The 25,545-nt window shown below is 64.0% G+C and carries 25 protein-coding genes and 1 riboswitch; of the genes, 9 read left to right on the top strand and 16 right to left on the bottom strand.

Going from position 1 to position 25,545, the window contains the following annotated elements:
• Positions 1–178 precede the first annotated feature (178 nt).
• Entirely contained in the window at positions 179–859 is a 681-nt protein-coding gene (locus BGRAMDRAFT_RS02340; RefSeq protein ID WP_006047039.1) for a MarC family protein, read from the bottom strand.
• Positions 860–1,159: 300 nt separating this feature from the next.
• Here BGRAMDRAFT_RS02340 and BGRAMDRAFT_RS02335 point away from each other — a divergent pair, with 300 nt between their 5' ends.
• From BGRAMDRAFT_RS02335 to glgA, 3 genes are all read left to right on the top strand, one after another.
• A complete protein-coding gene (locus tag BGRAMDRAFT_RS02335) occupies positions 1,160–1,375 on the top strand; it encodes a DUF3311 domain-containing protein (RefSeq protein WP_006047038.1) in 216 nt (71 codons plus the stop codon).
• A complete protein-coding gene (locus tag BGRAMDRAFT_RS02330; protein WP_006047037.1) occupies positions 1,372–2,844 on the top strand; it encodes a sodium:solute symporter family protein in 1,473 nt (490 codons plus the stop codon). The genes BGRAMDRAFT_RS02335 and BGRAMDRAFT_RS02330 overlap by 4 nt, the downstream gene beginning before the upstream one ends.
• Before the next feature lie 249 nt (positions 2,845–3,093).
• Positions 3,094–4,701 carry a glycogen synthase GlgA gene (gene glgA, locus BGRAMDRAFT_RS02325; RefSeq protein WP_044020104.1) on the top strand — a complete coding sequence of 536 codons (1,608 nt, stop codon included), beginning with the start codon at positions 3,094–3,096 and terminating at the stop codon, positions 4,699–4,701.
• A 32-nt stretch (positions 4,702–4,733) separates the two neighbouring features.
• Here the strand turns inward: glgA and BGRAMDRAFT_RS02320 are convergent, their stop codons facing one another.
• The gene (locus BGRAMDRAFT_RS02320; RefSeq protein ID WP_006047035.1) at positions 4,734–5,885 is read right to left on the bottom strand and encodes a GGDEF domain-containing protein; all 1,152 of its coding nucleotides are present in this window, start codon (positions 5,883–5,885) and stop codon (positions 4,734–4,736) included.
• Entirely contained in the window at positions 5,845–6,717 is an 873-nt protein-coding gene (locus BGRAMDRAFT_RS02315; RefSeq protein ID WP_006047034.1) for a hypothetical protein, read from the bottom strand. Before BGRAMDRAFT_RS02315 ends, BGRAMDRAFT_RS02320 begins: the two co-directional genes overlap by 41 nt.
• Before the next feature lie 299 nt (positions 6,718–7,016).
• On the opposite strand from BGRAMDRAFT_RS02315, the gene BGRAMDRAFT_RS02310 reads away from it, so the two are divergent.
• Positions 7,017–7,325 carry a hypothetical protein gene (locus BGRAMDRAFT_RS02310; protein ID WP_044020102.1) on the top strand — a complete coding sequence of 103 codons (309 nt, stop codon included), beginning with the start codon at positions 7,017–7,019 and terminating at the stop codon, positions 7,323–7,325.
• Here BGRAMDRAFT_RS02310 and BGRAMDRAFT_RS02305 read toward each other — a convergent pair.
• From BGRAMDRAFT_RS02305 to BGRAMDRAFT_RS02275, 7 genes are all read right to left on the bottom strand, one after another.
• Positions 7,319–7,678: a cupredoxin domain-containing protein gene (locus BGRAMDRAFT_RS02305; RefSeq protein ID WP_006047033.1), complete on the bottom strand. Its 360-nt coding sequence runs from the start codon at positions 7,676–7,678 to the stop codon at positions 7,319–7,321. The genes BGRAMDRAFT_RS02310 and BGRAMDRAFT_RS02305 overlap by 7 nt on opposite strands.
• A 29-nt stretch (positions 7,679–7,707) precedes the next feature.
• A complete protein-coding gene (locus BGRAMDRAFT_RS02300) occupies positions 7,708–8,649 on the bottom strand; it encodes a metallophosphoesterase family protein (protein ID WP_006047032.1) in 942 nt (313 codons plus the stop codon).
• A 198-nt stretch (positions 8,650–8,847) separates the two neighbouring features.
• Positions 8,848–11,016 carry a M1 family metallopeptidase gene (locus BGRAMDRAFT_RS02295; RefSeq protein ID WP_006047031.1) on the bottom strand — a complete coding sequence of 723 codons (2,169 nt, stop codon included), beginning with the start codon at positions 11,014–11,016 and terminating at the stop codon, positions 8,848–8,850.
• A 609-nt stretch (positions 11,017–11,625) separates the two neighbouring features.
• Complete coding sequence (locus BGRAMDRAFT_RS02290) at positions 11,626–12,261, bottom strand: glutathione S-transferase family protein (protein ID WP_006047030.1); 636 nt, start codon at positions 12,259–12,261, stop codon at positions 11,626–11,628.
• Positions 12,262–12,312: 51 nt separating this feature from the next.
• Positions 12,313–12,759, bottom strand: a complete 447-nt coding sequence (locus BGRAMDRAFT_RS02285; protein WP_006047029.1) for an SRPBCC family protein — start codon at positions 12,757–12,759, stop codon at positions 12,313–12,315.
• Between the two features lie 2 nt (positions 12,760–12,761).
• Positions 12,762–13,094 carry an ArsR/SmtB family transcription factor gene (locus BGRAMDRAFT_RS02280; protein ID WP_006047028.1) on the bottom strand — a complete coding sequence of 111 codons (333 nt, stop codon included), beginning with the start codon at positions 13,092–13,094 and terminating at the stop codon, positions 12,762–12,764.
• A 209-nt stretch (positions 13,095–13,303) separates the two neighbouring features.
• Positions 13,304–14,458 carry an epoxide hydrolase family protein gene (locus BGRAMDRAFT_RS02275; RefSeq protein ID WP_006047026.1) on the bottom strand — a complete coding sequence of 385 codons (1,155 nt, stop codon included), beginning with the start codon at positions 14,456–14,458 and terminating at the stop codon, positions 13,304–13,306.
• Between the two features lie 136 nt (positions 14,459–14,594).
• On the opposite strand from BGRAMDRAFT_RS02275, the gene BGRAMDRAFT_RS02270 reads away from it, so the two are divergent.
• The 4 genes from BGRAMDRAFT_RS02270 to BGRAMDRAFT_RS02255 all read left to right on the top strand — a co-directional run bounded on the left by BGRAMDRAFT_RS02270 (position 14,595) and on the right by BGRAMDRAFT_RS02255 (position 18,475).
• Positions 14,595–14,978 (top strand): CidA/LrgA family protein, encoded by a 384-nt coding sequence (locus BGRAMDRAFT_RS02270; RefSeq protein WP_006047025.1) that lies wholly within the window; start codon positions 14,595–14,597, stop codon positions 14,976–14,978.
• Positions 14,975–15,715, top strand: coding sequence for an LrgB family protein (locus BGRAMDRAFT_RS02265; RefSeq protein WP_006047024.1), 741 nt, complete (start codon positions 14,975–14,977; stop codon positions 15,713–15,715). The genes BGRAMDRAFT_RS02270 and BGRAMDRAFT_RS02265 overlap by 4 nt, the downstream gene beginning before the upstream one ends.
• 330 nt (positions 15,716–16,045) lie before the next feature.
• The gene (gene treA, locus BGRAMDRAFT_RS02260) at positions 16,046–17,749 is read left to right on the top strand and encodes an alpha,alpha-trehalase TreA (protein ID WP_006047023.1); all 1,704 of its coding nucleotides are present in this window, start codon (positions 16,046–16,048) and stop codon (positions 17,747–17,749) included.
• Between the two features lie 135 nt (positions 17,750–17,884).
• Complete coding sequence (locus BGRAMDRAFT_RS02255; protein WP_006047022.1) at positions 17,885–18,475, top strand: alpha-ketoglutarate-dependent dioxygenase AlkB; 591 nt, start codon at positions 17,885–17,887, stop codon at positions 18,473–18,475.
• A gap of 45 nt (positions 18,476–18,520) precedes the next feature.
• Here the strand turns inward: BGRAMDRAFT_RS02255 and BGRAMDRAFT_RS02250 are convergent, their stop codons facing one another.
• Complete coding sequence (locus tag BGRAMDRAFT_RS02250) at positions 18,521–19,156, bottom strand: carbonic anhydrase (RefSeq protein ID WP_006047021.1); 636 nt, start codon at positions 19,154–19,156, stop codon at positions 18,521–18,523.
• A 225-nt stretch (positions 19,157–19,381) separates the two neighbouring features.
• Positions 19,382–19,654 carry a DUF1488 family protein gene (locus tag BGRAMDRAFT_RS02245; protein ID WP_006047020.1) on the bottom strand — a complete coding sequence of 91 codons (273 nt, stop codon included), beginning with the start codon at positions 19,652–19,654 and terminating at the stop codon, positions 19,382–19,384.
• A gap of 226 nt (positions 19,655–19,880) precedes the next feature.
• On the opposite strand from BGRAMDRAFT_RS02245, the gene BGRAMDRAFT_RS02240 reads away from it, so the two are divergent.
• On the top strand, positions 19,881–21,374 hold the full coding sequence (locus BGRAMDRAFT_RS02240; RefSeq protein ID WP_006047019.1) for an MDR family MFS transporter: 1,494 nt from the start codon (positions 19,881–19,883) through the stop codon (positions 21,372–21,374).
• Positions 21,375–21,442: 68 nt separating this feature from the next.
• Here the strand turns inward: BGRAMDRAFT_RS02240 and cobM are convergent, their stop codons facing one another.
• The 4 genes from cobM to BGRAMDRAFT_RS02220 are packed head-to-tail and all read right to left on the bottom strand — an operon-like array spanning position 21,443 to position 25,260.
• Positions 21,443–22,168: a precorrin-4 C(11)-methyltransferase gene (gene cobM / locus BGRAMDRAFT_RS02235; RefSeq protein WP_006047018.1), complete on the bottom strand. Its 726-nt coding sequence runs from the start codon at positions 22,166–22,168 to the stop codon at positions 21,443–21,445.
• 28 nt (positions 22,169–22,196) lie between these two features.
• Positions 22,197–22,919, bottom strand: coding sequence for a cobalt-precorrin-6A reductase (locus BGRAMDRAFT_RS02230; protein WP_006047017.1), 723 nt, complete (start codon positions 22,917–22,919; stop codon positions 22,197–22,199).
• Positions 22,916–24,004 carry a cobalt-precorrin-5B (C(1))-methyltransferase gene (locus BGRAMDRAFT_RS02225; RefSeq protein WP_006047016.1) on the bottom strand — a complete coding sequence of 363 codons (1,089 nt, stop codon included), beginning with the start codon at positions 24,002–24,004 and terminating at the stop codon, positions 22,916–22,918. The genes BGRAMDRAFT_RS02230 and BGRAMDRAFT_RS02225 overlap by 4 nt, the downstream gene beginning before the upstream one ends.
• 5 nt (positions 24,005–24,009) lie before the next feature.
• A complete protein-coding gene (locus BGRAMDRAFT_RS02220) occupies positions 24,010–25,260 on the bottom strand; it encodes a bifunctional cobalt-precorrin-7 (C(5))-methyltransferase/cobalt-precorrin-6B (C(15))-methyltransferase (protein ID WP_006047015.1) in 1,251 nt (416 codons plus the stop codon).
• A gap of 84 nt (positions 25,261–25,344) precedes the next feature.
• Positions 25,345–25,535, top strand: a riboswitch (cobalamin riboswitch).
• Positions 25,536–25,545: the final 10 nt, after the last annotated feature.

Genomic DNA, 25,545 nt, shown 5'->3' with positions numbered 1-25,545 from the left:
CGCCGTGAGTTTTTATGATGCTTCTTGTGATGCTGTACTGGGCAACGCGGGGGCAAAGCAGAGGCAAAACCAAGATTAAAACGAAGACACAATTGCCGCCGAACTATAGGCGATGCAGCGCCCGTTCACTATCCGTTTTTCGCAATAGATTTTTGCGGCGCGCTCAATGGAGGGCGGCTTATTTGCTCACCGCCGGCTGCATCGTCGCAATGGGAATGAGGAATTCGGAGAAGCCGGTCAGCATGATCTGCACGCCGATGCACAACAGCAGGAACGACGACACGCGCATCGCCACCTTCGTGCCTTCCGTGCCGAGATACCTGGCGAAGACGTCGGAGCGGCTATAGACCACGTAGACGGTAAGCGCGACCGCGAGCGAGATCACCACCGAGGCGATACCCGACAGCACGAATTCCGAGAGCTTATGCGTGCGGTTCGCGGTGAGCGCAATGGCCGTGGCAATCGAGCCTGGCCCGGTTGTGAGCGGGATGGTCAGCGGGAAGAAGGCGCGCGCCTTCGCGTTCTCGGCGTCGACGCGCTTCACGCCCGGCTGTTCGGCGGGCTGGGTGTCGGGCGCATTGAGCATTTGCCAGCCGCCCACCGCGACGGCCAGCCCGCCGCCGATGCGCAGCGCCTCCATCGAAATGCCGAAGAAATGCAGAATCGGCGTACCGATGAAAAACGCCACCAGCAGCACGCACACCACATTGATCGCGATCTTTCTGGCGAGCACCCTGCGCTCTTCGGTCGTCAGCGAAGCGGTCCGGTCCAGAAAGACAAAGGCGACGCCGATCGGGTTGATGATGCTGATGAGCCCCGTGAAGCCAAACAGAATGTCCGAGATCAGGCTTTCGATCATATGCGATCCGTGTTGTGCGGCGGCCCGGCATGGCGGCTGCTCAGCCGGAATCATATCGCGGCGCGATATAAGTTCGCGGAAAATGCGCGGACGCGCGGCATGCCGATGCGGCCTTTGCTCAGGAGCCTGGCGCATTGCAACGCAACAAGCCGATCCGCCGAGCGTGAATCGATGCGCGCGCAACTTTCAGACAGCCTACATTTATTTTGAACTGCTTTACGCGACCAAAGCATCCGGCATACAGTCGCCAGCGAAGCCGCAGTTTCAACGAGATCTACTCACCGTTCGAGGAGTTGCCCCATGTTGCTTCGTGTACTCGCCGCGCTGCCGTTCATCGGCATTCTGCTCGGTGTTCCGTTTGTGAACCGCGTCGAGCCGCTGCTGCTCGGCATGCCGTTCGTGCTGGGATGGATCGTCGCGTGGGTGGTGCTGAGTTCGATCATCATGGCGATCATCTACCGCCTCGATCCGTCGAACCGGCAGATCGCGGCGGACAGCGAGGAGGTCCGCCCATGAGCGCACTCGTCATCATTGCAGCGATTACGCTGTTTGCGCTGTTTCTGGGCGTGCGCGCCAGGCATGGCCACGACATGAGCCTCGAGCAGTGGACCGTGGGCGGCCGCAGCTTCGGCACCGCCTTCGTGTTCCTGCTGATGGCCGGCGAGATCTATACGACGTTCACGTTTCTCGGCGGCAGCGGTTTTGCATACGGCAAGGGCGCGCCTGTCTACTACATTCTGGCGTACGGCACGCTCGCCTACATTCTTTCGTACTGGATGCTGCCGCCCATCTGGCGTTATGCGAAACAGCAGCGCCTCGTTTCGCAGCCGCATTTCTTCACGCGCAAATACGAGAGCCCCGCGCTCGGCACGCTCGTCGCGCTGGTCGGGGTGGCCGCGCTGATCCCCTACCTGGTGCTGCAACTGAAGGGTTTGGGCATCATCGTCGCGACCGCTTCGTATGGCGCGATTTCGTCGACGGCGGCGATCTGGATCGGCGCGGCCGTGGTCACCGTGTATGTGATCGTCTCGGGCGTGCGCGGCTCCGCGTGGAATTCGGTCGTGAAAGATCTGCTGATTCTCGCCATCGTGCTGTTCCTCGGCATTTATCTGCCGCTGCACTACTACGGCGGCCTCGGCGAGATGTTCCATGCCATCGACACCGCCCGCCCCGGCTTCCTGACCTTCCCGGCGAAGGGCTCGAGCGTGACCTGGTTCCAGTCGACCGTGCTGCTCACGGCGCTCGGCTTTTTCATGTGGCCGCACACGTTCGGCTCGATCTTCACCGCGAAAGACGAGCGCATTTTTCGCCGCAACGCGATGGTGCTGCCGCTGTATCAACTGATTCTGCTGTTCGTGTTCTTCGTGGGCTTCGCGGCGACGCTCAAGGTGCCGGGGCTGAAAGGCGGCGATATCGACCTGTCGCTGTTCCGTCTTTCGTTGCAGACCTTCGACCCGTGGTTCGTCGGCGTGATCGGCGCGGCCGGCATTCTGACCGCGCTGGTGCCGGGCTCGATGATTCTCACGTCGGCGTCCACGCTGCTTGCCAACGACGTCTATCGCGGCATGGTGAACCGCAATGCGTCCGACGCTACGGTCGCCAACCTCGCGCGCGTGCTGGTGCCGGTCGTCGCGCTGGTCGCGGTCGCCTTCACGCTGCATGGCGGCGAGACCATCGTGGCCTTGCTGCTGATGGGCTACAGTTTCGTCACGCAACTCTTTCCTGCGGTGATCTGCAGTCTCTTTCCGCGCAACCGGGCGACCAAGCAAGGCGCGTTCTGCGGCATTCTCGCGGGCGTGGCCGTGGTCGCGATCACCACGACGATGCACCTGACCATCGGGCAATTAATGCCTTTCCTGCCCGACGCGATGAAAGACGTGAACATCGGTTTCGTCGCGCTGGCGGTCAACGTGATCGTCTTCGTCATCGTGAGTGCGATGACGCAAAGCGGACGCGTCGAGCACACGCACGCATCGGCGCATTGATACGGACGGCGCACGCCGCCTGCGAAAGCCGTCGCCTCGCGCGACGGCTTTTTTTATTGCGCTCGACGAACGGACGTCAAAAGTACACGCGCGTGAAAAATCGGCGGGAGCGCGACCGCCCTAACCGCTGAAACATTCGCATCGACGCTGCCCGCGAAGAACGACGTACTGGGCACAGCGTTTGCTGTTTTATGGCCCTGTGTTTCCGCCGCACTGCACAAGTGCATATCGCGTCCTCTGGGGGCCACCTTGCCGCTTAACGTTCTACTTGTCGCTTCCGAAGCCGTGCCTCTGGCCAAATCCGGCGGACTCGGCGACATGGTCAGCGCCTATGCCGCCGCGTTGCGCGACGCGGGCGTCGACGTCTCTATCCTGATGCCCGCCTATCCGTCCGCGCTGGAACGCGCTGTCGACATCGCCCCAGTTGCGCGCATGACCGGCCTGCCCGGCGGCGACGCGCGCCTGCTGCGCGGGCGCATGCCCGACACGGGCGTGACGGTGCTGCTGCTGCAAATGGACCATCTGTTTGCACGCGAAGGCTTGTACCGCGATCCGCAAGGACGCGACTACCTCGACAACCTCACGCGCTTTGCGTCGCTCGCCGCCGCGGCGACGCGCGTGGCGCGCGGCGTTCGCAATCTGAGGCGCCCCGACATCGTGCACGCGCACGATTGGCATGCAGGTCTCACGCCGCTTTATATGCGCCTCGCGGGCGTGGCCGCGAAAAGCGTGTTCACGATTCACAACCTCGCATTCCAGGGCAACCATCCGCTCGCAATGGGCGGCTGGATCGGCGTGCCGCCCGAGTTACTCGTGCCCGCGTTGAGCGACGAGCGCAGCATCGAGTTTTACGGATCGCTCAGCATGATGAAGGCCGGCATCGTACACGCGGATCGCGTCACGACCGTGAGCCGGCGCTATGCGCGCGAAATCCTCACGCCCTGCTTCGGTCACGGAATGGAAGGTGTGTTGCAGGCGCAGGCGGCGAAGCTCAGCGGCATCGTCAATGGCATCGACATGTCGGTGTGGAATCCCGCTCGCGACGAGTACATTGCCCGCTCCTATTCGGTCGACGACACCGCCGGCAAGCAGGCGTGCAAGCGCGAACTGCAACAGGCATTCGGTTTGACGCGCGAGCCGTTTGCGCCGCTTGTGGCGATCGGCAGCCGTCTCACGGAACAGAAACTCGCCGATGTAGCGATTCGCGCGCTGCCCATGTTGCTCGAGCAGCATCCGCGTTTGCAGTTTGCGATCCTCGGCCAGGGCGAGCGCGCTTTCGAACACGCGATGCAGGAACTGGCCGCAGCGTGGCCGGGCCGCGTGGGCGTGCAGATCGATTACGACGAGCGGCGCGCGCATATGCTGCACGCGGGCGCGGACATGCTGCTGCACGGCAGCCGCTTCGAGCCTTGCGGACTCACGCAGCTCTATGCAATGCGTTACGGCACGATTCCGGTGGCCTCGCGCGTGGGCGGCCTCGCGGATACGATCGTCGATTACGCGCCGCACGAAGCGCGCGACGAAGATTGCGCGACCGGCTTTCTATTCGACGGCCAGCATCCGCACGACATCGTGCATGCGGTAGGCCGCGCGCTTGCCGCATTCGCGCAGCCGTCGTCGTGGCATGCGTTGCAGCGCAACGCGATGAGCCGCGACTCGAGCTGGGAAGTGTCGACGTCGAACTATCTCGCGTTGTATGCGGATCTCGTCGATGCACGTCCCGCAGTACACGACACGCGCGTTCGCAAGACGCCGGGCCGCGCGAGAACGGCGAACGCTGCCGGCGCGCGGCAGGTTCGCCGCGGCCGCGATGAAGCGTTCAATGCGGGCGTCGAGGAGATGGTGAGAAGCGCGTGATGTAAGGCACAGCGGTGAAGCGCAGCGTTGCCTCACTGCTCACGGCCGCGCGATGCGAACGCGTAACCGTCCTTGCCGCTGCGCTTGACCTGGTACATGGCTTCGTCGGCGGCAACCACGAGGCGGCGATAGTCGTCGACGAGATCGGGATAACTCGCGATGCCGATGCTCGCGCGAACCATGCCCATGCCCATCTGTTCGTCGGTGCGAACCACGCAGCCGATCAGCCGCTGCGCGATGTGGCGCAGCTCGTCCTGCTCGGAGAATTCGCGCACCAGCACCGCGAATTCATCGCCGCCGATGCGCGCGACGACATCGTCCTTGCGCACCGATTCGCGAAAGCGCTTGGAGACCTCGATGAGAAACTCGTCGCCGACGCGATGACCCAGCGAATCGTTGACCTTCTTGAAGCCGTCGAGATCCATATACAGCACGGCGATCTTGCGCAGCCTCGCGCCGGTCGACACCTGAGTGGCGGCCTGCTCCAACGCGGCAACCAGCTTGCGCCGGTTCGCGAGGCCCGTCATCGGGTCGTGCAGCGCCGCGTGTTCGAACTCGTGCGACTGCCCGGCCAACAGACGATTGCGCTTCGCATACATGCCGAGCGCCGTCAGCAGCATGCAGAAAAGCAGCGCCGCGACGGCGAGCAACATACGCGCGACGAGCGTGATCCGCTTGCGCATGTCGGCGCTTTCGGCATCGCGTCGCGCGTGCCAATACGACGACGCGTCGTGGAGCAACGTGTCCATCTGCGCGAGCGTGGTATCCGGCAACAGCACCGATGAAGGAATGCGCGGCGAGCCCGCCGGACTCGCATTCACCAGCGCGGCAAGCGACGCGAGGCGCCGCGTCAGTTCGGCGCGCGCGTCGCGATAACCCGCGGCCGCGGACTCATGCGCGCCGGGCACCTCGTCCCACACGCCGACGCGCGCGCGCGCCGTCTCGGCCCGCTCGACCGCTTCGAGCACGAGACTCGCGTATTCCTGTTTGACGTGATCGGAGAACACGGTCCTGATCTGCATGGCCAGATACAGCAGGCCGACCAGCAGGCACAGCAGCGACGCCACGGCGACGGTGGCGGGACCGAGCGTGAGCCGCCAGCCGTTGGCACGCGGCAGGCCCGGGCGCGACCCGAACAGCGGCTCAGGGATGGGAGTAGAGGTCTTGCTGGCTTCCGCTGCCATGTTGTCGATAGCTTATGCGTCGAAAGAACGAACCCATCTTGGTGAAGAGATTGCCTTTGCGCCGCGCGCCGTTTGCCGACGCGCGCCGTTCCTGCGGTGCGTATTTCGCTTCGCGCGCGGGACGGCTCGAGGCAAGCTCCGGCGCGGGCGCTTCGGCCGGGCCCGCGGTGGCTTGCATCGCGGGACGCGCAGCGCCTCGCGCAGCCGCCAACGTCGAGGGCAAATCGGCGCCGTCGTCCGCGAGCACCTCTTCGACCTCGTCTTGCTGCGGACGTATGATCTGGCCGGCCCACGTCGACGGCTTGCGATTGTCATCGGCAGTGGATGCGGACGCTTGCGCCGGCATTGCCGGCAAGTCGAGCAGTGCGATGGAGTCGGCGGGCGTGTTGGGTGCAACGGCGGGTGCAGTGACAGATGCGGTGGCGGGCGCAGAGCCGGGACTTCGCGCAGGTGCGCCGATCGCGGACGTCACGAACGGCGTGGTCGCGACCGATGCTGCCGAGGGCGTGGTCGTCGCTGATCGCGTATCCGGCGCATTGCCATTCACCTCCGACGATTTCGCCAGCACCGTTGCCGCGTTGCCCGGCGCCGGCATGCGCAACGCCTGGCGCGCGCGGGCGATGGCCTCCGCATAAGTCTGCTGATCGCTATTGAACCAGACGCTATAAGCGACCGTGCCGACGACGCCGAACGCCAGCGCGCTCGCTGCCGCCACGCACAGCGCAAGACGTCCGAAGCGGGGGGCCGTGCCCGTCACGTCCGCGGCGTCGCTCTCGCGCGCTGCATCGTCGTAGTCTCCGCGAACAGGAGGCAAGTCAGGATCGTTGTACATCGTAATACGCTCCGCAATTCTTCCGTCTGACGCTCCATCAGGCCTGGATCACACAATTCGCACGGTCGATGCAAACGCTGCTGGAAGAATGTAACTCTCTCGTCCGATAGCGACAACACGACGGGCTCTGCTTCGAACGTCTGTTCGGCAGATCGCATTCGAGCCTGGAAAAGCAGGTAAAACGTTCCACGCCGCATGCATATGCGACACACTTTAGTGCCTCGATGGGGGCAAGTCCCGCTGCGAAAGCCCGCCGCGCATGGCGATGAAACCAGCGGCGGATGCGGGGGCTCCCTTCCATGCAAAAATCGGGCCGGTCATGGCCGATTTCGACGAACGCCGCGCGGACAGACTTCAACCCTTCGCGCCACGACGCGCACGGAAATGGTTGCGCCCTCCACCAAACCGAGAAATTTTCTCGCGACGTCGTGCGTGAGCGCAAGCAGGAGATGCTGGCTGCGATGATGCAACGTCAATGCGACGTCGTTTTTGCGCCTCTCGTCTGGCGCGGCCAAACGATGGCGCGTTTCGACGAGGTTTCGGCACAAAAGCGCTATGGCGAAAACGGCACGCCTCGCGGTTCATCGACACGAGTTCCCAGTTACTGAACGGTGATCGTCTCCTTCATGTTCGGATGAATGCCGCAAAACACGTTGTAGACGCCAGGCTTGTCGAAGCGAAACTGATACGTGTCGTTCTGATCGAGTGCCGCGGAGCGGAAGATGCCCGCGTCGTTGACGACCGTGTGCGGCTCGCCGTCGAGATTCTTCCAGGTGACGGTGGACCCGGCTTTGACGGTGAGCGACATCGGCGAAAACATGAAGTCTTTGATGACGATCTGGTTGGGCGTTTCCGCCCAGGCCGACAGTGCGCCGGCACTCGCGATGACCGCGACGAACGTGACAGATGCTGCGCCGGCAGCAAGCCGAAACCATCCGCGGCGAATGAAATTGTTCTGCATGACTGATCTCCAGGGAGCGGACTTTGCCGTTACGAGACGAGCGTCGCGTCGGCGAGCGTCGCGCTGAGCGGATGACGCGCGATGGTGACGCTCGTCACGCCGAGCATCCTGGGCAACTGGTCTTCGGCGACCTTCATCGGGCCGGGACCCGAGCCCTGGCCCGCAGCCGGCTGCGGATAAGCCGTGGATCGCGCGGTATGGAACGTGACGTTGCCCTCCACCTTCGACACGATCTGATGGATATGTCCGTTCAATACGGTCACCGAGCCGAAGCGTTTCAGATAGCTCAGCGCCTCGCCAGCGTCGCCGGTGCCCCAGCCCCACGGCTCGTAAATCGTCCACATCGGCATGTGCGCGAACACCACGATCGGCGTGCTGGACGAGCGCGCCTTCAGGTCGTTTTCGAGCCACTTCAATTGTTCGTCGCCGAAACTGCCCAGGCCGTTCGGCTTGAAGTGCATCACATTGACGAGACCCACGAAGTGCACGCCTTGATGGTCGAAACTGTAGTAACCCCTGTTATTCGACGCCTTGCCGAAGCGCTGGAAGTACTCAGCTCCGGGCCCGTCGGTGACGTCGTGCTCGCCGGGCACGGTATGCAGTTCGGTGACGGGCAGTCCCGACAGCAACTGCGCGGCCAGATCGAATTCGGACGCTTTCGAAAGATGCGTGATGTCGCCGGTATGAATGGCGAGCGCAGGTTTGACGGGCATCGCGTTAACGAACTCGATGGTCTGCTTCAGCGTGCCCGCCACATCGGGGTTGGCTTCCTTGTTGAAGCCGATATGCGTATCGCTGATCTGAAGAAAGAGCGGCACGCCGCTCGCCGCGGCCGGTTTGCCGTCGGCGGCGAGTGCGAGTTGAACCGGCGCCAGCACGCCGCCGGCAAGCACGAACAGCGTGCCCGCGCCGCCGAACGCGAGACATTTGAGCGCGCCGCGGCGCGATGGATCGAAGGGATGGGACGACATGTTGGCCTCACGATGACGGGCCACCGACAGAGCGCCGGCTTATCCAGCGTTCTTCGGGCCCGGTTCGTCAGGCATGACTGCGGCCGCGCGGAATTTATTCCCGGCGGCCGCGAATCTTCAACATTGTCTTCAACATTGCAGCGCTACCGTGCAGTGGCCGGCATCGCGCGAACGACGCCGGCCATGCTGCGGATCGGCTTACTCGCCTTGAGCCTTCTGGCGCAGCTTGCCCTGGTAACGGATCGTCGGACGCAGCGATTGCGTGGTCGGCGCCGGTGCCTTCAGCAACTGACGGGCAACCATCGCATTCGACGAACTGAGCGAGCCGATGCTCGATTCACGCGACGGGTCCGCGAGACCATGCGCGACGAGCAGCTTGGCTTCGAGTTGCAGGCTCGTCAGCAGCACCGGGTCCTTCAGCGCGCTGCTTTGTGCGAGCAACTGGCTCCACGCGTTGTTGCTGTAGTTCGTCACGTAGTAGTCCAGGCCGCTCGGATCGGCCAGCACTGCGGAACAGCCGTTCAGCCGCACTTGCGTTTGCAGGTCCTTCATCGCGACCGTCTTGCGCGAGGTGAGTCCGTCGCCATAAGCAAGCGTCAACGGAATCGTCCACTGCGTGCCGGGATACTGGTTCTGATTCGGGAACGGCGACTGTTTCAACGTGACGATGGTCTGGTTCGTCGTCAGATCGCATTGCGTGTCGAGCGAGATCAGCGGTACCCCGGTTTGCCGCACGAAGCTGTCGCCGATCGCGACCATCGGCTCGCCGCTCGCCTTCGCGAGTTCGTCCCACAGGCGCTTGGGCGTCACGTTGCCGAGCGAATAGTCCGCGAGATACTGCTGCAGACCCTTGCGCATCGTTTCCTCGCCGAGATAGTTCTCGATCGTCTTCAGAACATGGCCGCCCTTGTCGTACGTGAAGGCGCTTGCGCTCAGCACGAAGTCGTTGGACGCCCAGCCGTTGAAGTTCGGCTGCACGGGGAACGATGTCGACTTGAGATCGGCGTTGATGACCGCGTACTTGTTCTTCACGTCGTCGACCCAGCTAAAGCGGTCGGGGAAGAAACGGACCTTGGTCTTGTTCTCGAAGAACGTCGCGAACGATTCGTTGAGCCACACGTCGTCCCACCAGTCGAGCGTGACGAGATCGCCGAACCACTGATGCGCCGCTTCGTGCGTGAGCACCGTCACGCCGTAATCGGACATGGTGGTGCCCGGCGCGGGCAGAATGTCGTCGGCGAATTCCAGAATCGCGCCCCAGTTCTCCATGCCGCCGAAGTTCAGGTCCTTCTGCTCCTTGAACGCGTCGTTCGCGGCGACCGTGTCGAACTTCGTGAGCGGCAACGGGATGCCCGTGTAGCGATAGTAGTAATCGAGCGCCTGCTTGGTCTGCTGCATCGCGGGCTTGGCCCAGTCACGCATGCCGGGCGGCGTGAAGATGCGCAGATGCAAGCCCTTGCCGTCCGGCAGCGGACTCGTGAAATCGTCTTCGAGAATATCGAACTGACCGCCGCCGAAGAACAACAGATACGACGGCATCGGCGGCGTCTTTTCGAACGACACCAGCTTGTAGCCGCTATCCACGTTCACCGCGGGCTTTTCGGCAGCGTTCGACACGACGTTCCAGTTCTGCGGCACTTCGGCGCTCACCTCGTAGGTCGGCCGGAATGCCGGCTCGTCCCAGCCAGGGAACCATTGCCGCGCGAGATTCGACTCGCCTTGCGTGAGAATCGCGCCGCTCGTGGTGCCGTCGGTCGACTTCAGATCGACGCGGAACACGCCCTCGGCCGCCGAGCAGCCGGGATAGTGGTCGTCGCCGCAACTGCCGCCCGTTTTCGCCACCGGGTCGTCATAGCTCTTGAAGTTGATGATGCCGCTCCACTCCATGTGCAGCGAGTAGTTGCCCGCGGCGATCTGGCCGCTGACGGGCCGCAGCTGATAAAAATCGCCGTCGTCCTGCGGCGTGGCGATCAACGCGATGTTGCCCGGTTGAAGCGTGATCGTGCCGTTGGTGAACTTGACGCGATGGCCGGCAATCGTGATCGCGTTGACCGGCTTGAGCACCTTGATCTGCACGTCGGCGCGGCCGTCGAACGAGGAAAGCGCCGGGTTCGGCCTGAACCACAGCTTGTAGTTGATCGGCGTGACCGTGTTCGGCAATTCCACCGGCTGCACGGTCTTGTCGATCGATGTATTCGCCAGCACAGCGCTCGCCGGGGGCACTAGCGGAACGTCGGATGCGGCCGTTGGAGCTTGCGCGGATTTGCCCGTCAACGAAGCCGAGCCGTCGCCTCCTCCGCAGCCGGCCATTACCATTATTCCGGCTAACGCCAGGCACTGCACCTGTAATCGGAAATTAATACGCATTTTTAATCCTCGACTGACAATATCGGTATAAAGAAAGTGCGTTGAGTCACTTCAGCCGTGTTTCTTTTTCAGCGAAAAAGGTCTCCCGCACTAGCACCGAATTGCTAGCGAGAATATATGGACGTGTTATGTCCTCAGCACTAATGGCTGATTTTTAAAGCGGAAACTCGTTTATTACAAAACTTTCAGAAAGACGATTAAAGCCGCCCTTGCGGATCGACGGGTCAAGCGCAGCCCGCCTGCTCTTCCGGGTGCAATGCAATAAAACAGGATCAGTATTGACGACAGTGCGTAGCCTAGTTTGGCAAACGTTACCGTGTCAACTTCCTTTCACAATCTTTCTTCGATTGGCGCGCGCCGTATGCAAAGCGAATGCCTTAAGTAATCGGCCTGAGTTAATACTCTAAATAGCGGGATTTTCGCGCGGGACTACGGAAAATTTTTTATTTTCCGGGTGCGGGATGTGATAAGCGGAGCTGAGCCAGCCGATTGGAAAACCGGTGGCGAATTTGTACTAGCTATTGAGTCCAGCGGGCGGGTTCGGTGGAGAGCCGAGCCGCGCGCGATCGTCATAGGTCATGGCGACGATCGCGCGGCACATGCGTTTGCTCAGGCCGCTGCTGCCTCGGTCTGCCGTGAAGGAAACGGATTGCGCCACGCTTCCAGTTCATTCAGCCGATCGTGCCAGCGCACGACACTCGGAAACTCGCCGAGCGGCATCGCGGCGCTCGACGCATACGGCAACGTGACGGCGACCGAGAAGTCAGCAATGCTCATCGCGTCGCCGAGCAGCCACTTCCGGTTCTCGAGATGCCGGTCCAACACCGCTGCGTGCTTGCGAAACCAGCCTTGCGCTTCGGCGACCTTCGCGCTGTCGGGTCCGCCGAGTCCAATAGCGGGCTTAATCAGGTGCTCGAAGTAAAGCGTTCCGCCGTGGCGATAAAAATGCTGGCTATTCCAGCTCAGCCAGCGCAGCGCGTCTGTCTGCTGCTCGGCGTTTTGCGGCCACAACGGCGATCGCGCACGTTGCGCGAGATGGCAAATGATCGCGTCGGCTTCCCAGATGCTTCGCTCTCCGTCGACGAGGCACGGCACTTTGCCGTTCGGATTAATCGCCAGATAAGCGGGCGCGACGTGCTCGCCCTTGCCGAGGTCAACGAAAACATATTCGATTGGCAACCCTAAATAACGCGCAACTGTGCAAGCCTTGCGAGGGGCCAGCGTTTCTGAATAGTAAAGCTGCATGTGACGTCTCCGTGTGAGTTCACTCCATTCGATGTTGCCTCTTCAAGCGCTTCAAACTCCTGTGCCGCCGAGTTCCGCGATCAATGCATCGAGCTTCTCGAACGCGCCTTTCCAGCCTGCATCGTGACCGTCACGCGCGGCTTCATCGAAGAACTGCGAGTGCGTGAAATTCATTTCCGTGCCTTCGTCGACGGGACGAAACGTGATCGTCACGAGCGAGCGGCGCTCGGGCAGCGTCACCCACTGCCACGTGAACACGAGCTTGCGGTCGGCCTCGACTTCCTGATATTCGCCGCGGCAATCGTGCGTTTCGCCGTCGAGCGTCTGGAACACCACGCGAAAACGGCCGCCCACGCGCGGATCGGCTTCCGCGCTCAGCACCGGCCCGGCGTCGGGGCCCCACCAGCGCGCCATCAACTCCGGTCTCGTCCACGCGGCATAGACTTTCTGCGGCGGCGCCTTCAGGCGCCGTACGATCGTCAGGCTCGGCTTCTGCATATTCACTCCTCTCCTTCGACAAAATCGGCGAGCCGGTCGAGGCTCGCGGACCAGAAGCGCTCATAGCGTCTGAGCCACGCCATCGCCTCTTCCATTGGGCCGGCCACCAGGTCAACCGACACGGTCCGCCCATGCTTGGCACGTGTGATCAGCCCGGCGTCGCTCAGCACGTCGAGATGCTTCATGACGGCGGGCAGCTTGAGCGGCAATGGGCGTGCGATTTCCGTGACGGACAGGCCCGGCTCCCGCTCGAGGCGGGCGAGGATGGCCCGCCGCGTGGGGTCCACCAGCGCGGAAAACGTACGATCGAGTTGACTGACAGGAGACTTCACCATATGGTGAACTATAGAGACTCGGCGCGCGGTGTCAAGGTGTTCTATGTCTACTTTTTCTCGGAGCTTGAGACCGGGGAATTGGCGCGGCGCTGAGCAACGTATCCAACCTCGCTGCGCCGCGAACCGCGATCAGCTCGTCAGCGCGTTGCGCTTGCTGGCGTGCACGCTGAAAGATCGTCCGCGCGCGCTGTTCGGCACGATTTGACGCGCTACGTGCGTAGCGGTCTGAAGAAGCTGCGGATCTCGGCGGCCAGCAGATCGGGCTTTTCCATCGCGGCGAAATGGCCGCCGCCCGGCATGTCCGTCCACTGCGCGACATTGAAGGTTCGTTCGAGCCAACTGCGCGGCGGATGGCTGATCTCTTTCGGAAAGCGCGCAAAGCCGACGGGCGGCACTATGCGCTGGCCTTCGGCAAAACGCATCGGTTGAAGGCGGTTCTCCCAATACATCTGTATGGCCGGCCCGATGCATTGCGTGTACCAGTAGAGCGAAATGTTGGTCAGCAACTCGTCCTTCGAAAACACGCGTTCGACGTCGCCTTCGCAATCGCTCCACGCGCGAAATTTTTCGGCGATCCAGGCGGCGAGTCCAACCGGCGAATCGTTCAGCGAAGCGGCGAGCGTCAGCGGCTTCGTCGCGTGCATGTGGGCATAGCCGCCTTCGAGTGCGGCCCAGTCGTTTTTCTCGCGCAAAAAGCGCTCTTCTTCCGAGGTCAACGGTCGTTGCGCCGCGCCGATTGCCGGCTCGTAGGAACTCGGCAGGAAGTTCAAATGAACGCCGTCGACGGCCTGCGGATGCCGCGCCGCCAGCGCAAGCGATACACCCGCGCCAAGGTCGCCGCCTTGCGCGCCGAAGCGCCGATAGCCAAGCCCGCTCATCAGCGACACCCAAAGATCCGCGACCTGAAACGCCGACGTGCCCGGTTGCGCGGGCGCCGGCGAAAACGCGAAGCCAGGCAGCGAAGGCACGACCACATCGAACGAATCCGCGGGATCTCCGCCGAACGCCGCGGGATCGCAGAGCCGTTCGAGCAGCGCCTCGAACTCGACAAACGAACCGGGCCAACCATGCGTGACGACGAGCGGATAAGGCGCGTGACCCACGCCGCGCCGATGAATGAAATGCACGCGCTGTCCATGCACATCGGCGATGAATTGCGGCTGCCGGTTCAGGCGCTGCTCGGCCGCGCGCCAGTCGAACTGGTTCGCCCAATAGTCGACGAACTCGCGCAGCCATGCCGGGTCGATGCCCTGCTGCCATGCGGGCGACGGCGTCGCGGGCGCCCAGCGCGTTGCACGAATACGTCGGCGAAGATCGTCCATGTCGGCATCAGGCACGGCGATATGAAACGGTTCGATCTGCATGGGCGTCATCCAGGTTGAAGTAGCCGATAGCGCACTGCCGAGCCGCGAGACTCGCGGCAATGCGCTCGCGCGAACCACGAAATTATCGGCATGGTACACAATGGCCGCATTTCCGTTTCGTGCGCTGGAGATCGACATGCTGGGAGCGCTCGCCGCCCTGCTTCTATTTCAATGCCTTGGAGAAGGCGTGTCTTACGTATTCCATTTGCCGGTGCCGGGCCCGGTGATCGGCATGCTGTTGCTGTTCGGCTTCATCATGATGCGCCCGCAAACGGCGGACGCAATCGAGCCGACCGCGCTCGAATTGCTGCGGCATCTGTCGCTGCTGTTCGTGCCTGCGGGCGTCGGCATCATGGTGTCGGCAAGCCGCATTCGCGGCGATGCCGTTGCGGTGATCGTCTCGATTGCCGTCAGCACGACGCTCGCGATTGCAGCGGCCGCGCTCGTCACGCGTGCGTTGATGCGCCGGCAGCAGCGCCGGCAACCGCACGATCGCGCCGATACGGAGGCCGCACAATGACCGCGTTACCCAAGCTCGGCGCGATCTGGGTCTATCTTGCGGCAAGCCCGCTGCTCGGCCTCACCATCACGTTGATCGCGTATCTGATCGCGCAGACGTTGTATGCGAAGGCGCGTTTCAATCCGCTCGCCAATCCGGTGTTGATCGCGGTCGCGCTGCTGGTCGCGGTGCTGGAGATCACGGGCACGCCGTACGCCACGTATTTCGAGGGCGCGCAGTTCGTGCACTTCCTGCTCGGTCCCGCGACGGTCGCGCTCGCGTTGCCGCTCTATCGTCAGTGGCCGAAGCTGCGGCGCTATGCGTTGCCGCTGTTAGGCGGGCTCGTCGCCGGCTCGTTGACCGCGATCGTTTCGGCGATCGGCGTGGCCGCGCTGTTCGGCGCATCGCATCAAACGCTCGCATCGCTCGCACCCAAGTCCGCGACGACGCCGATCGCGATGGCCGTCGCGTCGGAAATCGGCGGGATTCCGTCGCTGACCGCAGTGCTCGTCATATCGACGGGCGTCTTCGGAGCGGTCTTCGCGCGGGCCATCCTCAACGCGCTGAAGATCGCAGAACCCGAAGTGCGCGGTTTCGCACTCGGCATTGCGTCGCATGGCATCGGCACGGCGCGCGCCTTCCAGGTCAGCGAGCAGATGGGCGCGTTTGCAGGGCTCGGCATGGGGCTTAACGGCGTGTTCACCGCGTTCGTGGTTCCTGTGCTGATGCCGGTTGTTGCACGCTGGTTGGGTGCGTGAGCGAAGGTTTCTTTCATGCTTCAGAAACAGATTAGCCCGTGAATCAAGGGTTAATCTGAAACACGCCGGCGCGCTTAGCTCCGCATCGCGGACAGTAACGGCGTCGATTTAATCATTAACTAATTCGCCATCCGAACTAAACAAAGAGCGTGGCCAGCAAGCGCTCGCGACACCTCATCAGAACGCTGCCCGCCCATTCGTCCCGCATAGTTTGAAGCGCCGTCTGTTTTATGCCATGCTAGCCACGCCCCAAAAGGATCATCACGGCTAGTCATCAAAGAGAGGGCGTGAGAGGCGACCAATCCTGTTGTCCATTCCTCAGGAGGAGACATGATTGTGTCATCGCAAGCGCGCAGCATTCGCTGTGCCGGACGCGTGCCCGGCGTCGCCGGTTTCCCCGCTTTTTTATCGCAGCCTTCCCTTCCCGCCGCGCGGTTCAAGTACCTGCATCGCGCGGCCGCCGTGTCGAGCTTCGCTTTACTAATCGGACTGTCGTCCGTCTGTCACGCCGACACGCAGGTCGGCGGCACGTTGCCGCCCGCGCCGGACATACTCTATGGCGACCTGTTCGTGGCCGTGCAAACGGCGCAGATCTATCCGGACCAGAAGACCTTCGTCGATGCAACGCCGAATGCGGATCCCGCCGCAATCGTGCAGCTTTATCACCAGCAGAGGAGCAAGCCCGGCTTCTCGCTCGCGAACTTCGTGAACCAGTACTTCACGCCGCCGAGCGAGCCGGTCATCACGCCGCCCGCGAATCAGACGCTGCGTGAGCACATCAACTGGCTGTGGCCCGCGCTCACACGCACGACCATGAGCGCGCCGCCGAACAGCTCGCTGATTCCATTGCCGAAGCCGTACGTGGTGCCCGGCGGACGCTTTCGCGAAGGCTACTACTGGGACACCTACTTCACGATGCTGGGCCTTCAGGAAGCGGGCCGCGAAGATCTCGTCGACAACATGCTCGACAACTTCGCGTACATGATCGACACGTTCGGCCATATTCCCAACGGCAATCGCACGTACTATCTCGACCGTTCGCAGCCGCCCTTCTTCTCGCACATGGTGGAGCTCGCGGCCAAGGTGGAAGGACGCGGCGTCTATCAGAAGTACCTGCCGGCGCTGCGCAAGGAATACGGCTACTGGATGCAGGGCGAAAGCTCGACGCCGGCCGGCTCCGCGACGCGCAACGTGGTCGTGATGCCCGATCGGACGGTGCTGAACCGCTACTGGGACGAGCTCGACACGCCTCGCGACGAGTCCTATCTTGAGGACATTCAGACCGCGCAAAAGGCGACCGGGCGCAATCCTAACGACGTCTACCGCGAACTGCGCGCCACCGCCGAAAGCGGCTGGGATTTCAGCTCGCGCTGGTTCGGCGACAACATGACGCTCGCGACGGTGCGCACCACGTCGATCATTCCCGTCGATCTCAATAGCCTGATGTTCCACCTGGAGATCACCATCGCGAAGGGCTGCGGCGAGACGCGCGATTTCCGCTGTGTCGGCGAATTCGCGGGACGCGCGGCGAAGCGCGCGCTCGGCATCAATCGCTACTTGTGGAACGCGAACGGCTACTACGGCGACTATGACTGGCAACTCGCCAAACCGCGCGAAAACAAAACCGCGGCGATGGTGTTCCCGCTGTTCGTCGGCGCCGCGTGGCCGGATCGCGCGAAAAAGACCGCGCAGCAGGTGCAATCGACGTTGTTGCAGCCAGGCGGCCTCGTCACCACGACGTACAACACCACGCAGCAGTGGGATGCGCCGAACGGCTGGGCGCCGTTGCACTGGGTCGCGATCCAGGGCTTGAAGCGCTATGGTCAGGACGCGCTCGCGCAGCAGATCGGCACGCGCTTTCTCGCCGACGTGAAAGGTGTCTATGCGTCGGACAAGAAGCTGGTCGAGAAATACGTAGTGGAAGGCGCGGGCACGGGCGGTGGCGGCGGCGGCGAATATCCGCTGCAGGACGGCTTTGGCTGGACGAACGGCGTGACGCTGAAACTGCTGGACCTGTATAGCCCCGGCGAGTGAGTTCGCCGCGACGCGAGGAGACCAGAGGCTGGCGGCAGACTTCCGGGACCTGGAAACACTGTATAAAAACACAGTATAATGACAGGCATGAACCCGTCATTTCCTGGCCGGGGCCTGCGCGCCCGGCGTTGAATCATGGTGTCCCAGCAAGGCCTGTTTGCCCCCGAGCCCGTTACCCTGTTTAGCGACAACGAAGGCGGAATGCGTTATCTGCCCGACCTGGTCCCGCTTGCGCTCGCGCAGCAGTGGTTCGGCGAGGCGCTGAAGAACATCGGCTGGAGCAGCCATCAGCGGATGATGTACGAGCGCGAGGTGGCCGTGCCTCGGCTTATCGCCACGTTCCTGCGCGAATCGGCGGACTTGCCGGCGCCGCTTGGCGAGGCGTTCGAAGCGGTGCGCTCGCTCGTCGGCGCGCCGTTTAACCGCGTGGGTCTGAACCTGTATCGCGACGAACACGACAGCGTCGCGCCGCACAGCGACAAGACGGCGAACCTCGTGCGCGGCGAGCCGATCGCGATCGTATCGCTCGGCGCTGCCCGTCGCATGACGATCCGCCCGAAGAAAGGCCCCGGCCGCGCGGTGCATGTCGACCTCGAGCCGGGTAGCTGTCTGGTGATGAGCTACGCGTCGCAGTTCACGCACGACCACGGCATTCCAAAGCTCGGCGAGCGCGTCGGGCCGCGTATCAGCCTGGCATTTCGCTGCTACAACGGGCCACGGGAGTAGGCACGCCTGCGCGCGCGCAAGCCCCCGCCCGCATCCCCCGCCCAATCACACGGCAAAAACGTCCGGATTCTCGAGCAAGGGCACAAACTTACCGCTGCGGCCGTCGAGTGCAAGCATCACGCCGCTTTCAATCTGGAAGAGCCAGCCATGCAGTTGCAGCGTCTTGTTCGCGAGCCCGACCGCCACCGACGGATGCGTGCGGATATTAGCCAGTTGGGCCACCACGTTGTCCTTGACCAGCGCGTCGAGACGTTCCGCCGCCGACTCATAGGTGCGCGACGCATTGATCGCCTTCGCGGCATCGGCGTGACGCAGCCAGCCGGCCACCGCCGGCAGATGTTCGAGGTTCGTGTTGCTCGAGATCGCCGTCATCGCGCCGCAATTCGAGTGGCCGCATATCACGATGTCGCGTACGCCGAGCACCGCCACGGCATATTCGACGGTCGCCGACACGCCGCCCGGCTCGGGACCATACGACGGCACGATATTGCCCGCGTTGCGAATCACGAACAGCGCGCCGGGTTCCGACTGCGTCAGCAGTTCGGGCACCACGCGGCTGTCCGAGCACGTCACGAACAGCGCGCTCGGGCTTTGCGCGGCGGACAGGCGCTTGAACAAAGCGCTTTGCTGCGGAAACACGTCGCGTTGAAAGCGGATCAAGCCCTCGATGATTTCCTGCAAGATGTTCTCTCCGATAGTCGAAGGTTCGAAGTTGCGCGGCGCGCAGCGCACAGCCGCTACGGATTCGCGCGACTATACCGCGTTGCCGCGTTGCCGCGTTGCCACGCGATGGGCATGCGCCGCCGAGGCCGCCGCGCAACACGCCGCGCCAGTGCGACCCGGCGTGTCCTTGCCGCGTCGTCGCGCCGTCAAAGCCGGCGCATTGCCGGCCCAGCTACAACGACCTCACGGCCCCGTCTTGTCGAAATCGCGCGTTTCGAGTTCCACCGATTGCCCGCCGTTTTTTTCGAGCACCCGCTTGGTGGCGTTTTCGATCTGCGCGCGGTTCGCCTCGAACGTGCCCACGAGATCGTGCGCCGACGGCCCGCCGTTGCCGAAATGGTCGTTGAGCGCGTCGAGCGATACGCTGCACCAAACGTCCTTTCCGTCGACATTGGCTTCGAAGGCGACGCGCGCAGCCGCCACCACTTCACGGCGTCCGGTGAATTCGATCCTCATAATGATCCTCCATGTGTCGAAAGAATTGCGGGAGTCGCAAGCGTTGTGCCATGACGGCACGCAGCGCTTCACTGCAGCACTACGCTGCGAAGATTCCCTGCAAGGTGCATACTCGCTTTCGGCCGCTCGAACGGCCACGCCGACGTCATAGCGCCGACCGTGCATCATGCATCAGCCAGGCACCGCCTGGCAGACGCACCCACTATTCTGATACCAACTTCGCCCCATGTCCCGCCATCCGCAATCGTCGCGTCCTTTGGTCATTGCCGCCGTCATGGCTTCGATGGCGATGGTCGCCATCGAAGCCACCATCGTATCCACCGCCATGCCGCAGATCGTCGCACAACTCGGCGATCTGCATCTGTATAGCTGGGTCTTCTCGTCGTTCCTGCTCGCTCAAACGGCGATGACCGTCGTGTTCGGCAAGCTGGCCGATCTCTACGGCCGCAAGCCGATCATGCTGGCGGGCATCGCGATCTTTCTGATCGGCTCCGTGCTCGCGGGCTTCGCGTGGTCGATGCCGGCCATGATCGCATTCCGGCTGATTCAGGGCGTCGGCGCGGGCGCGATCCAGCCGGTCACGCTGACCATCGTCGCGGACCTGTATCCGGCGCGCGAACGCGGCAAGGTGCAAGGTTATCTCGCGAGCGTGTGGGCGATTTCGGCAGTCGTCGGGCCGATGGTCGGCGGCTTCATCATCCACAACATGTCGTGGGCGTGGATCTTCTGGATGAACGTGCCGATCGGCCTCGCCTCGGCTGCGGGCTTCATCGCTTTCCTGCGCGAGGGTGAGCGGCACGCGCGCCCTTCCATCGACTTCGCGGGCGCAGCGCTCTTCATGGCCGCCATCGCCGCGTTGATGACGGCGCTCACCTACGCGGGCGACGACGACCTCGCGCATGCGTCGATGGCCGGCGCGGCGTTCGTCGTGTGCCTGCTGCTGTTCGTGCTGCAGGAGCGCCGCGCCAGGGAGCCGATGATCTCGTTCGCACTGTGGAGCCGCCGCCCGATTGCCGCGTGCAACGGAGCGACCTTGCTCTCCGGCATGATCCTGATGGGCTCGACCACGTTCCTGCCGATGTACGTGCAAGGCGTGCTGAACCGATCGCCCGTGATCGCCGGCCTTGCACTGACGATGATGATGGTCGGCTGGCCCGTCGGCGCGACGCTCGCTGCCAAGGTGTTTCACCGCATCGGCCTGCGGCGCATGCTGATCGCCGGCAGTGCGTTCATTCCGGTCGGCGCGGTGCTGCTGCTGTTTCTCGCGCCGGGCGGCTCGCCGCTCGTCGCCGCGTTCGGCTCGCTCATCATGGGCTTCGGCATGGGCACGTCGAGCGTCAGTTGCCTCATCCTGATCCAGGAAATCGTCAAGATGGAGGAGCGCGGCAGCGCCACGGCGTCGAACCTGTTCTCGCGTAATCTCGGCAGCACGCTCGGCGCGACGCTGTTCGGCGCGGTGCTCAACTTCGGGCTGAGTCATTCGGGAGGCAGCGCCGCCGTCCGGTCCGATCAACTGAAAAGCCTGCTGCAAAATCAGGCGGCGAATTTCGGCGGCGGCGACGCGATCCGCATGGTGCTGCATCAATCGCTGCACCTCACGTTCATGTCGATCTTCGCGATTGCGATTTTTGTGGTCGTGCTGCTGACGCTGGTGCCGGCGATCCACATCGGCGCGGAGAAAAAGATGCCGCTGGAGGCGCTGGCGCCGCTGGAAGATTGAGGCTTTGCGATGCGAGCTGCGCGACGGCAAGCCAACGCCGCCGCTTCGCGCGGCCCATGCACAACGCGTCAGTCCTTCGCGTACAGCGTCGAGTCGGCAAACCCTTCAGCCGCCAGCACGTCGCCGACCAGAATCAACGCGGTGCGCTCGATCTGCGTCGACTTCACCTTGCCGAGAATATCGTCGAGCGTACCGGTGATCTTCTCTTCGTCCGGCCAGCTCGCGCGATAGATCACCGCGATCGGACACGCGCCGCCGTAATGCGGCCGCAATTCGTCGACGATACGCGCAAGGTGCCGCACGCCCAGGTGAATCGCCATCGTCGCACGATGCCGTGCGAGATCGGCAAGTTGCTCGCCTTCGGGCATCGCGGTTTTCGTCGCGTAGCGCGTGAGAATGAGCGTCTGCGAAACGCCGGGCAACGTCAGCTCGCAACCGAGCGCGGCCGCGCTGGCAGCGGTCGCCGTCACGCCCGGCACGATCTCGTAGGGAATCGCGAGTTCGCGCAGTCTGCGAATCTGTTCGCCGATCGCGCCATACAACGACGGATCGCCCGAATGCACGCGCGCCACGTCCTGGCCTTTATCGTGTGCGCGTTTCAGCAAGGCCACGATCTGATCGAGATCGAGCTCGGCGGTGTTGACGACCTCGACCGCCGAATGTCCTTCCAGCACCGCAGCCGGCACCAGCGAACCCGCATACAGAATCACCGGACAACGGCGCACGAGACGCTGCCCTTTCACCGTGATTAGTTCGGGGTCCCCAGGACCCGCGCCGATAAAAAACACCGTCATTCAAAGCTCCATGATTGATGCAGACCATTCAGTGCGACCGAGGCAGCGCTTCGAGCAAACTGGCCGCGCTGTCAAACTCGCGATCCACCGCGGGCAATGACGGCCGGCGCAGCATCACAACCGGCAAGCGGCGCTCGCGTGCGACTTCGAGCTTCGCTTCGGTCGCGCTGCCGCCGCTATTCTTGCTGACGAGCACGTCGAAGCGTTGCAGCGCGAACAGCGCGCGTTCGCCTTCCAGTGTGAACGGTCCGCGCGCCGCGAGTATGCGAGCGCGTGCGGTGTCCGCGTGCGAGTCCAGACAGCGCACGAACCAGAACTGATGCGCGGGAATCTCGTCGAGATGCGCGAGCGGTTCGCGTCCAAGCGTGAAGAGCGGCCGCGCGAATGGCGCCAGCGCCGCCGTGAGTTCGTCCCAGTCAGCGACCATGCGCCAGTCGTCGCCGGCTTGCGGCTGCCAGGCGGGCCGGCGCAGCGCCCAGCACGGCACGCGCGCGGACCTGGCCGCCTGCGCCGCGTTCGCGCTAATTTGCGCCGCGTACGGATGAGTCGCGTCGATCACGAGGCCGATCGCCTCCTGTTCGATATAGCGCTGCATCCCTTCACTGCCGCCGAAGCCGCCCACGCGCACTGCGCAGCACAGATCGTCGGGCACCTTGCCGAGTCCGGCGAGACTGTAGACATCGTGCGCAGCAAGCTGCCGCGCGATGCGCAACGCGTCGCCGGTGCCGCCGAGCAGCAGAACCCGCGTCATCGCGCCGCTCCGATCAGTTTGCCCTGGCGGTCGATCGCGAATGTCTCGACGCTCACCTGCGGCGGCACGATCTCGCGCGCCACGCGAAGCGCATGTTCACAGACGATGTCGGCGAGCGGCACCTGTTGCGCATGCGCGAGCGCGACGGCCTGCTGACTCGTGTTGGCCGCGCGAATCGCGGCCTGCAACGCGTCGTCGGCGCCGTGTTCGGCGGCCCATGCGGCGAGCCGTTCGAGGTCGATGCTCGAGTTGCGGCTATGCAGATCGAGGTGGCCCGCCGCGAGCTTGCTCAGCTTGCCGAAGCCGCCGCAAATGCTCAGGCGCTCGACCGGCGCGCGCTTCATATGCTTGAGCACCGCGCCGACGAAATCGCCCATTTCGATCAACGCGATGTCGGGCAGGCCGTAATGCGCGCGCATCGCGTCTTCGCTCGCGTTGCCGGTGCAGGCGGCGACATGCGTATAGCCGTTCGCGCGCGCGACGTCGATGCCTTGATGAATCGACGCGATATACGCCGAGCACGAGAACGGGCGCACGATGCCGGTCGTGCCCAGAATCGACAACCCGCCGAGAATGCCGAGCCGCGGGTTCATCGTCTTGAGCGCGAGCGCTTCGCCGCCCTCGACGCCGATCGTCACTTCGAAGCCGCCGCGATAGCCGTGCTCGGCGGCGAGTTCGGCGAGGTGCGCGGTCATCATCTGACGCGGCACGGGGTTGATCGCGGGCTCGCCGACCGCGAGCGTCAGACCGGCGCGCGTGACGGTGCCCACGCCGGGTCCGGCGCGAAACACCACGCCCGCTTCCGCGACGAGGCGCACGCGCGCGAACACCACGGCGCCGTGCGTGACGTCGGGATCGTCGCCGGCGTCCTTGATCGTGCCGGCCTCGGCGCCGTCGTCGGTCAGGCGGCAGAACACGAGCGGCATCGGCACATGCTGGCCCTTCGGCAACACGATTTCGGCGATGTCGCTGACCACGCCCGCGAGCAGCAGACGCGCCGCCGCCAGCGACGTCGCGGTGGCGCAACTGCCGGTCGTGTAGCCGCTGCGCAGCGGCGCGGGTTGTTCGGGGGTCTCGTCGCGCATCGCGGTCAGGCGGAGCGTTCGGGCTGTGGGCGGCTTGCGGCGCGCTCGTCGCCGCAGGGCTTCACCACATCGAGCAAGGTGATCGGCAACGCCTGCCGCCACGTATCGAATCCGCCGAGCGGTTGTGCATCGGCAAGCGCGATGCGCGTCAGCGTGCCGCCATGCTGTTCGCGCCATGCGGCAAGCGCCGCCTCGCCTTGCAACGTCACCGCGTTGGCGACCAGCCGGCCGCCGTCGCGCAGACTCGCCCAGCACGCGTCGAGTACACCCGGCACCGTCACGCCGCCGCCGATGAACACCGCATCCGGCGTCGGCAGCCCGTCGAGTGCTTCAGGCGCGCGGCCCGCGACGAGTTGCAGCCCCGGCACGCCCAACGCATCGCGATTGTGTTCGATAAAGCGCTGCCGCTCCGCGTGCGCTTCAATGGCAATCGCGCGGCAAGCGGGATGCGCGCGCATCCATTCGATGCCGATCGAGCCGCTGCCCGCGCCCACGTCCCACAGCAATTCGCCGGGCGCCGGCGCGAGACGCGCGAGCGTGATCGCGCGCACATCGCGTTTGGTCAACTGGCCGTCGTGGCGGAATGCGTCGTCGGGCAAGCCGCAAGTGAGCGGCAGACGCGGCGCGCCATCGGTCGCGCGGCATTCGAGCGCGATCAGGTTCAGCGCGGCAACGTCGCGCGCGGACCACTGATCCGCGCGGCCGTCGATGCGCCGCTCCGCGTCGCCGCCGAGATGTTCGAGCACGGTCATGCGCGTCGCGCCAAAGCCGCGCGCGTTCAGCAGCGCGGCGAGCGCCGCGGGCGTGCCGCCGTCCGCGCTCAACACGAACACGCGCGCGCCGTCATGCAGATGCGCATTCAGCGTCGGCAGCGGCCGGCCGACCAGCGACACGACGGCCACCTCCTGCAACGGCCAGCCAAGCCGGGCGGCGGCCAGCGACAACGACGAAGGTGCGGGCAGCACGCGCAACTCGTCGGCCGGCAACTGCCTGGCCAGCGTCGCGCCGACGCCGAACAGCATCGGATCGCCGCTCGCCAGCACGCAGACGGAGCGGCCGCGCTCGGCGAGCAACGGCGCGAGATCGAACGGACGCGGCCACGCGGCGCGGCGCGCGGCAAGCCGCGCCGGCAGCATCGACAGATGACGCTCGCCGCCGTAAATCGCCGACGCCTCCAGCAACGCACGCCGCGCGGGCCGTCCCAAACCGGCGAAGCCGTCGTCGCCGATGCCCACTACCGTCAGCCACGCCGGCATGCATCCTTCCTCATGATGTCTCTCAAAACAATGCGCTGCGCCACGCCGGTCAAAGCGTCCAGCCTCGTTGTGCTATCCGAAAAAAGGCATAATACAGCCGCCGGTGCCCTTCGGGGCCTAAGAGGGAACACAGCGGGGAAACCATCGCCGCTGCGGCTGCCCCCGCAACTGTATGCAGCGAGTCCGCCTGCGCTAAGCGCCACTGGTTCGACCGGGAAGGCCGCGACGGACGACGACCTGCGAGCCAGGAGACCTGCCGGCGAGACTGTTCGTGCCAGCCAACAT

The sequence above is a fragment of the Paraburkholderia graminis C4D1M genome, assembly GCF_000172415.1.
GTDB lineage: Bacteria > Pseudomonadota > Gammaproteobacteria > Burkholderiales > Burkholderiaceae > Paraburkholderia > Paraburkholderia graminis.
The sequence above is the reverse complement of the archived record's forward strand: the minus strand, read 5'-3'. Positions and strand labels throughout refer to the sequence as shown.

What these genes read in the sequence shown, in the direction of transcription:
- BGRAMDRAFT_RS02340 (WP_006047039.1), bottom strand. Translation starts at nt 859, where the DNA reads ATGATCGAAAGCCTGATCTCGGACATTCTGTTTGGCTTCACGGGGCTC.
- BGRAMDRAFT_RS02335 (WP_006047038.1), top strand. Translation starts at nt 1,160, where the DNA reads ATGTTGCTTCGTGTACTCGCCGCGCTGCCGTTCATCGGCATTCTGCTC.
- BGRAMDRAFT_RS02330 (WP_006047037.1), top strand. Translation starts at nt 1,372, where the DNA reads ATGAGCGCACTCGTCATCATTGCAGCGATTACGCTGTTTGCGCTGTTT.
- BGRAMDRAFT_RS02320 (WP_006047035.1), bottom strand. Translation starts at nt 5,885, where the DNA reads ATGGCAGCGGAAGCCAGCAAGACCTCTACTCCCATCCCTGAGCCGCTG.
- BGRAMDRAFT_RS02315 (WP_006047034.1), bottom strand. Translation starts at nt 6,717, where the DNA reads ATGTACAACGATCCTGACTTGCCTCCTGTTCGCGGAGACTACGACGAT.
- BGRAMDRAFT_RS02310 (WP_044020102.1), top strand. Translation starts at nt 7,017, where the DNA reads ATGCAAAAATCGGGCCGGTCATGGCCGATTTCGACGAACGCCGCGCGG.
- BGRAMDRAFT_RS02305 (WP_006047033.1), bottom strand. Translation starts at nt 7,678, where the DNA reads ATGCAGAACAATTTCATTCGCCGCGGATGGTTTCGGCTTGCTGCCGGC.
- BGRAMDRAFT_RS02300 (WP_006047032.1), bottom strand. Translation starts at nt 8,649, where the DNA reads ATGTCGTCCCATCCCTTCGATCCATCGCGCCGCGGCGCGCTCAAATGT.
- BGRAMDRAFT_RS02295 (WP_006047031.1), bottom strand. Translation starts at nt 11,016, where the DNA reads ATGCGTATTAATTTCCGATTACAGGTGCAGTGCCTGGCGTTAGCCGGA.
- BGRAMDRAFT_RS02290 (WP_006047030.1), bottom strand. Translation starts at nt 12,261, where the DNA reads ATGCAGCTTTACTATTCAGAAACGCTGGCCCCTCGCAAGGCTTGCACA.
- BGRAMDRAFT_RS02285 (WP_006047029.1), bottom strand. Translation starts at nt 12,759, where the DNA reads ATGCAGAAGCCGAGCCTGACGATCGTACGGCGCCTGAAGGCGCCGCCG.
- BGRAMDRAFT_RS02280 (WP_006047028.1), bottom strand. Translation starts at nt 13,094, where the DNA reads ATGGTGAAGTCTCCTGTCAGTCAACTCGATCGTACGTTTTCCGCGCTG.
- BGRAMDRAFT_RS02275 (WP_006047026.1), bottom strand. Translation starts at nt 14,458, where the DNA reads ATGCAGATCGAACCGTTTCATATCGCCGTGCCTGATGCCGACATGGAC.
- BGRAMDRAFT_RS02270 (WP_006047025.1), top strand. Translation starts at nt 14,595, where the DNA reads ATGCTGGGAGCGCTCGCCGCCCTGCTTCTATTTCAATGCCTTGGAGAA.
- BGRAMDRAFT_RS02265 (WP_006047024.1), top strand. Translation starts at nt 14,975, where the DNA reads ATGACCGCGTTACCCAAGCTCGGCGCGATCTGGGTCTATCTTGCGGCA.
- treA (WP_006047023.1), top strand. Translation starts at nt 16,046, where the DNA reads ATGATTGTGTCATCGCAAGCGCGCAGCATTCGCTGTGCCGGACGCGTG.
- BGRAMDRAFT_RS02255 (WP_006047022.1), top strand. Translation starts at nt 17,885, where the DNA reads ATGGTGTCCCAGCAAGGCCTGTTTGCCCCCGAGCCCGTTACCCTGTTT.
- BGRAMDRAFT_RS02245 (WP_006047020.1), bottom strand. Translation starts at nt 19,654, where the DNA reads ATGAGGATCGAATTCACCGGACGCCGTGAAGTGGTGGCGGCTGCGCGC.
- BGRAMDRAFT_RS02240 (WP_006047019.1), top strand. Translation starts at nt 19,881, where the DNA reads ATGTCCCGCCATCCGCAATCGTCGCGTCCTTTGGTCATTGCCGCCGTC.
- cobM (WP_006047018.1), bottom strand. Translation starts at nt 22,168, where the DNA reads ATGACGGTGTTTTTTATCGGCGCGGGTCCTGGGGACCCCGAACTAATC.
- BGRAMDRAFT_RS02230 (WP_006047017.1), bottom strand. Translation starts at nt 22,919, where the DNA reads ATGACGCGGGTTCTGCTGCTCGGCGGCACCGGCGACGCGTTGCGCATC.
- BGRAMDRAFT_RS02225 (WP_006047016.1), bottom strand. Translation starts at nt 24,004, where the DNA reads ATGCGCGACGAGACCCCCGAACAACCCGCGCCGCTGCGCAGCGGCTAC.
- BGRAMDRAFT_RS02220 (WP_006047015.1), bottom strand. Translation starts at nt 25,260, where the DNA reads ATGCCGGCGTGGCTGACGGTAGTGGGCATCGGCGACGACGGCTTCGCC.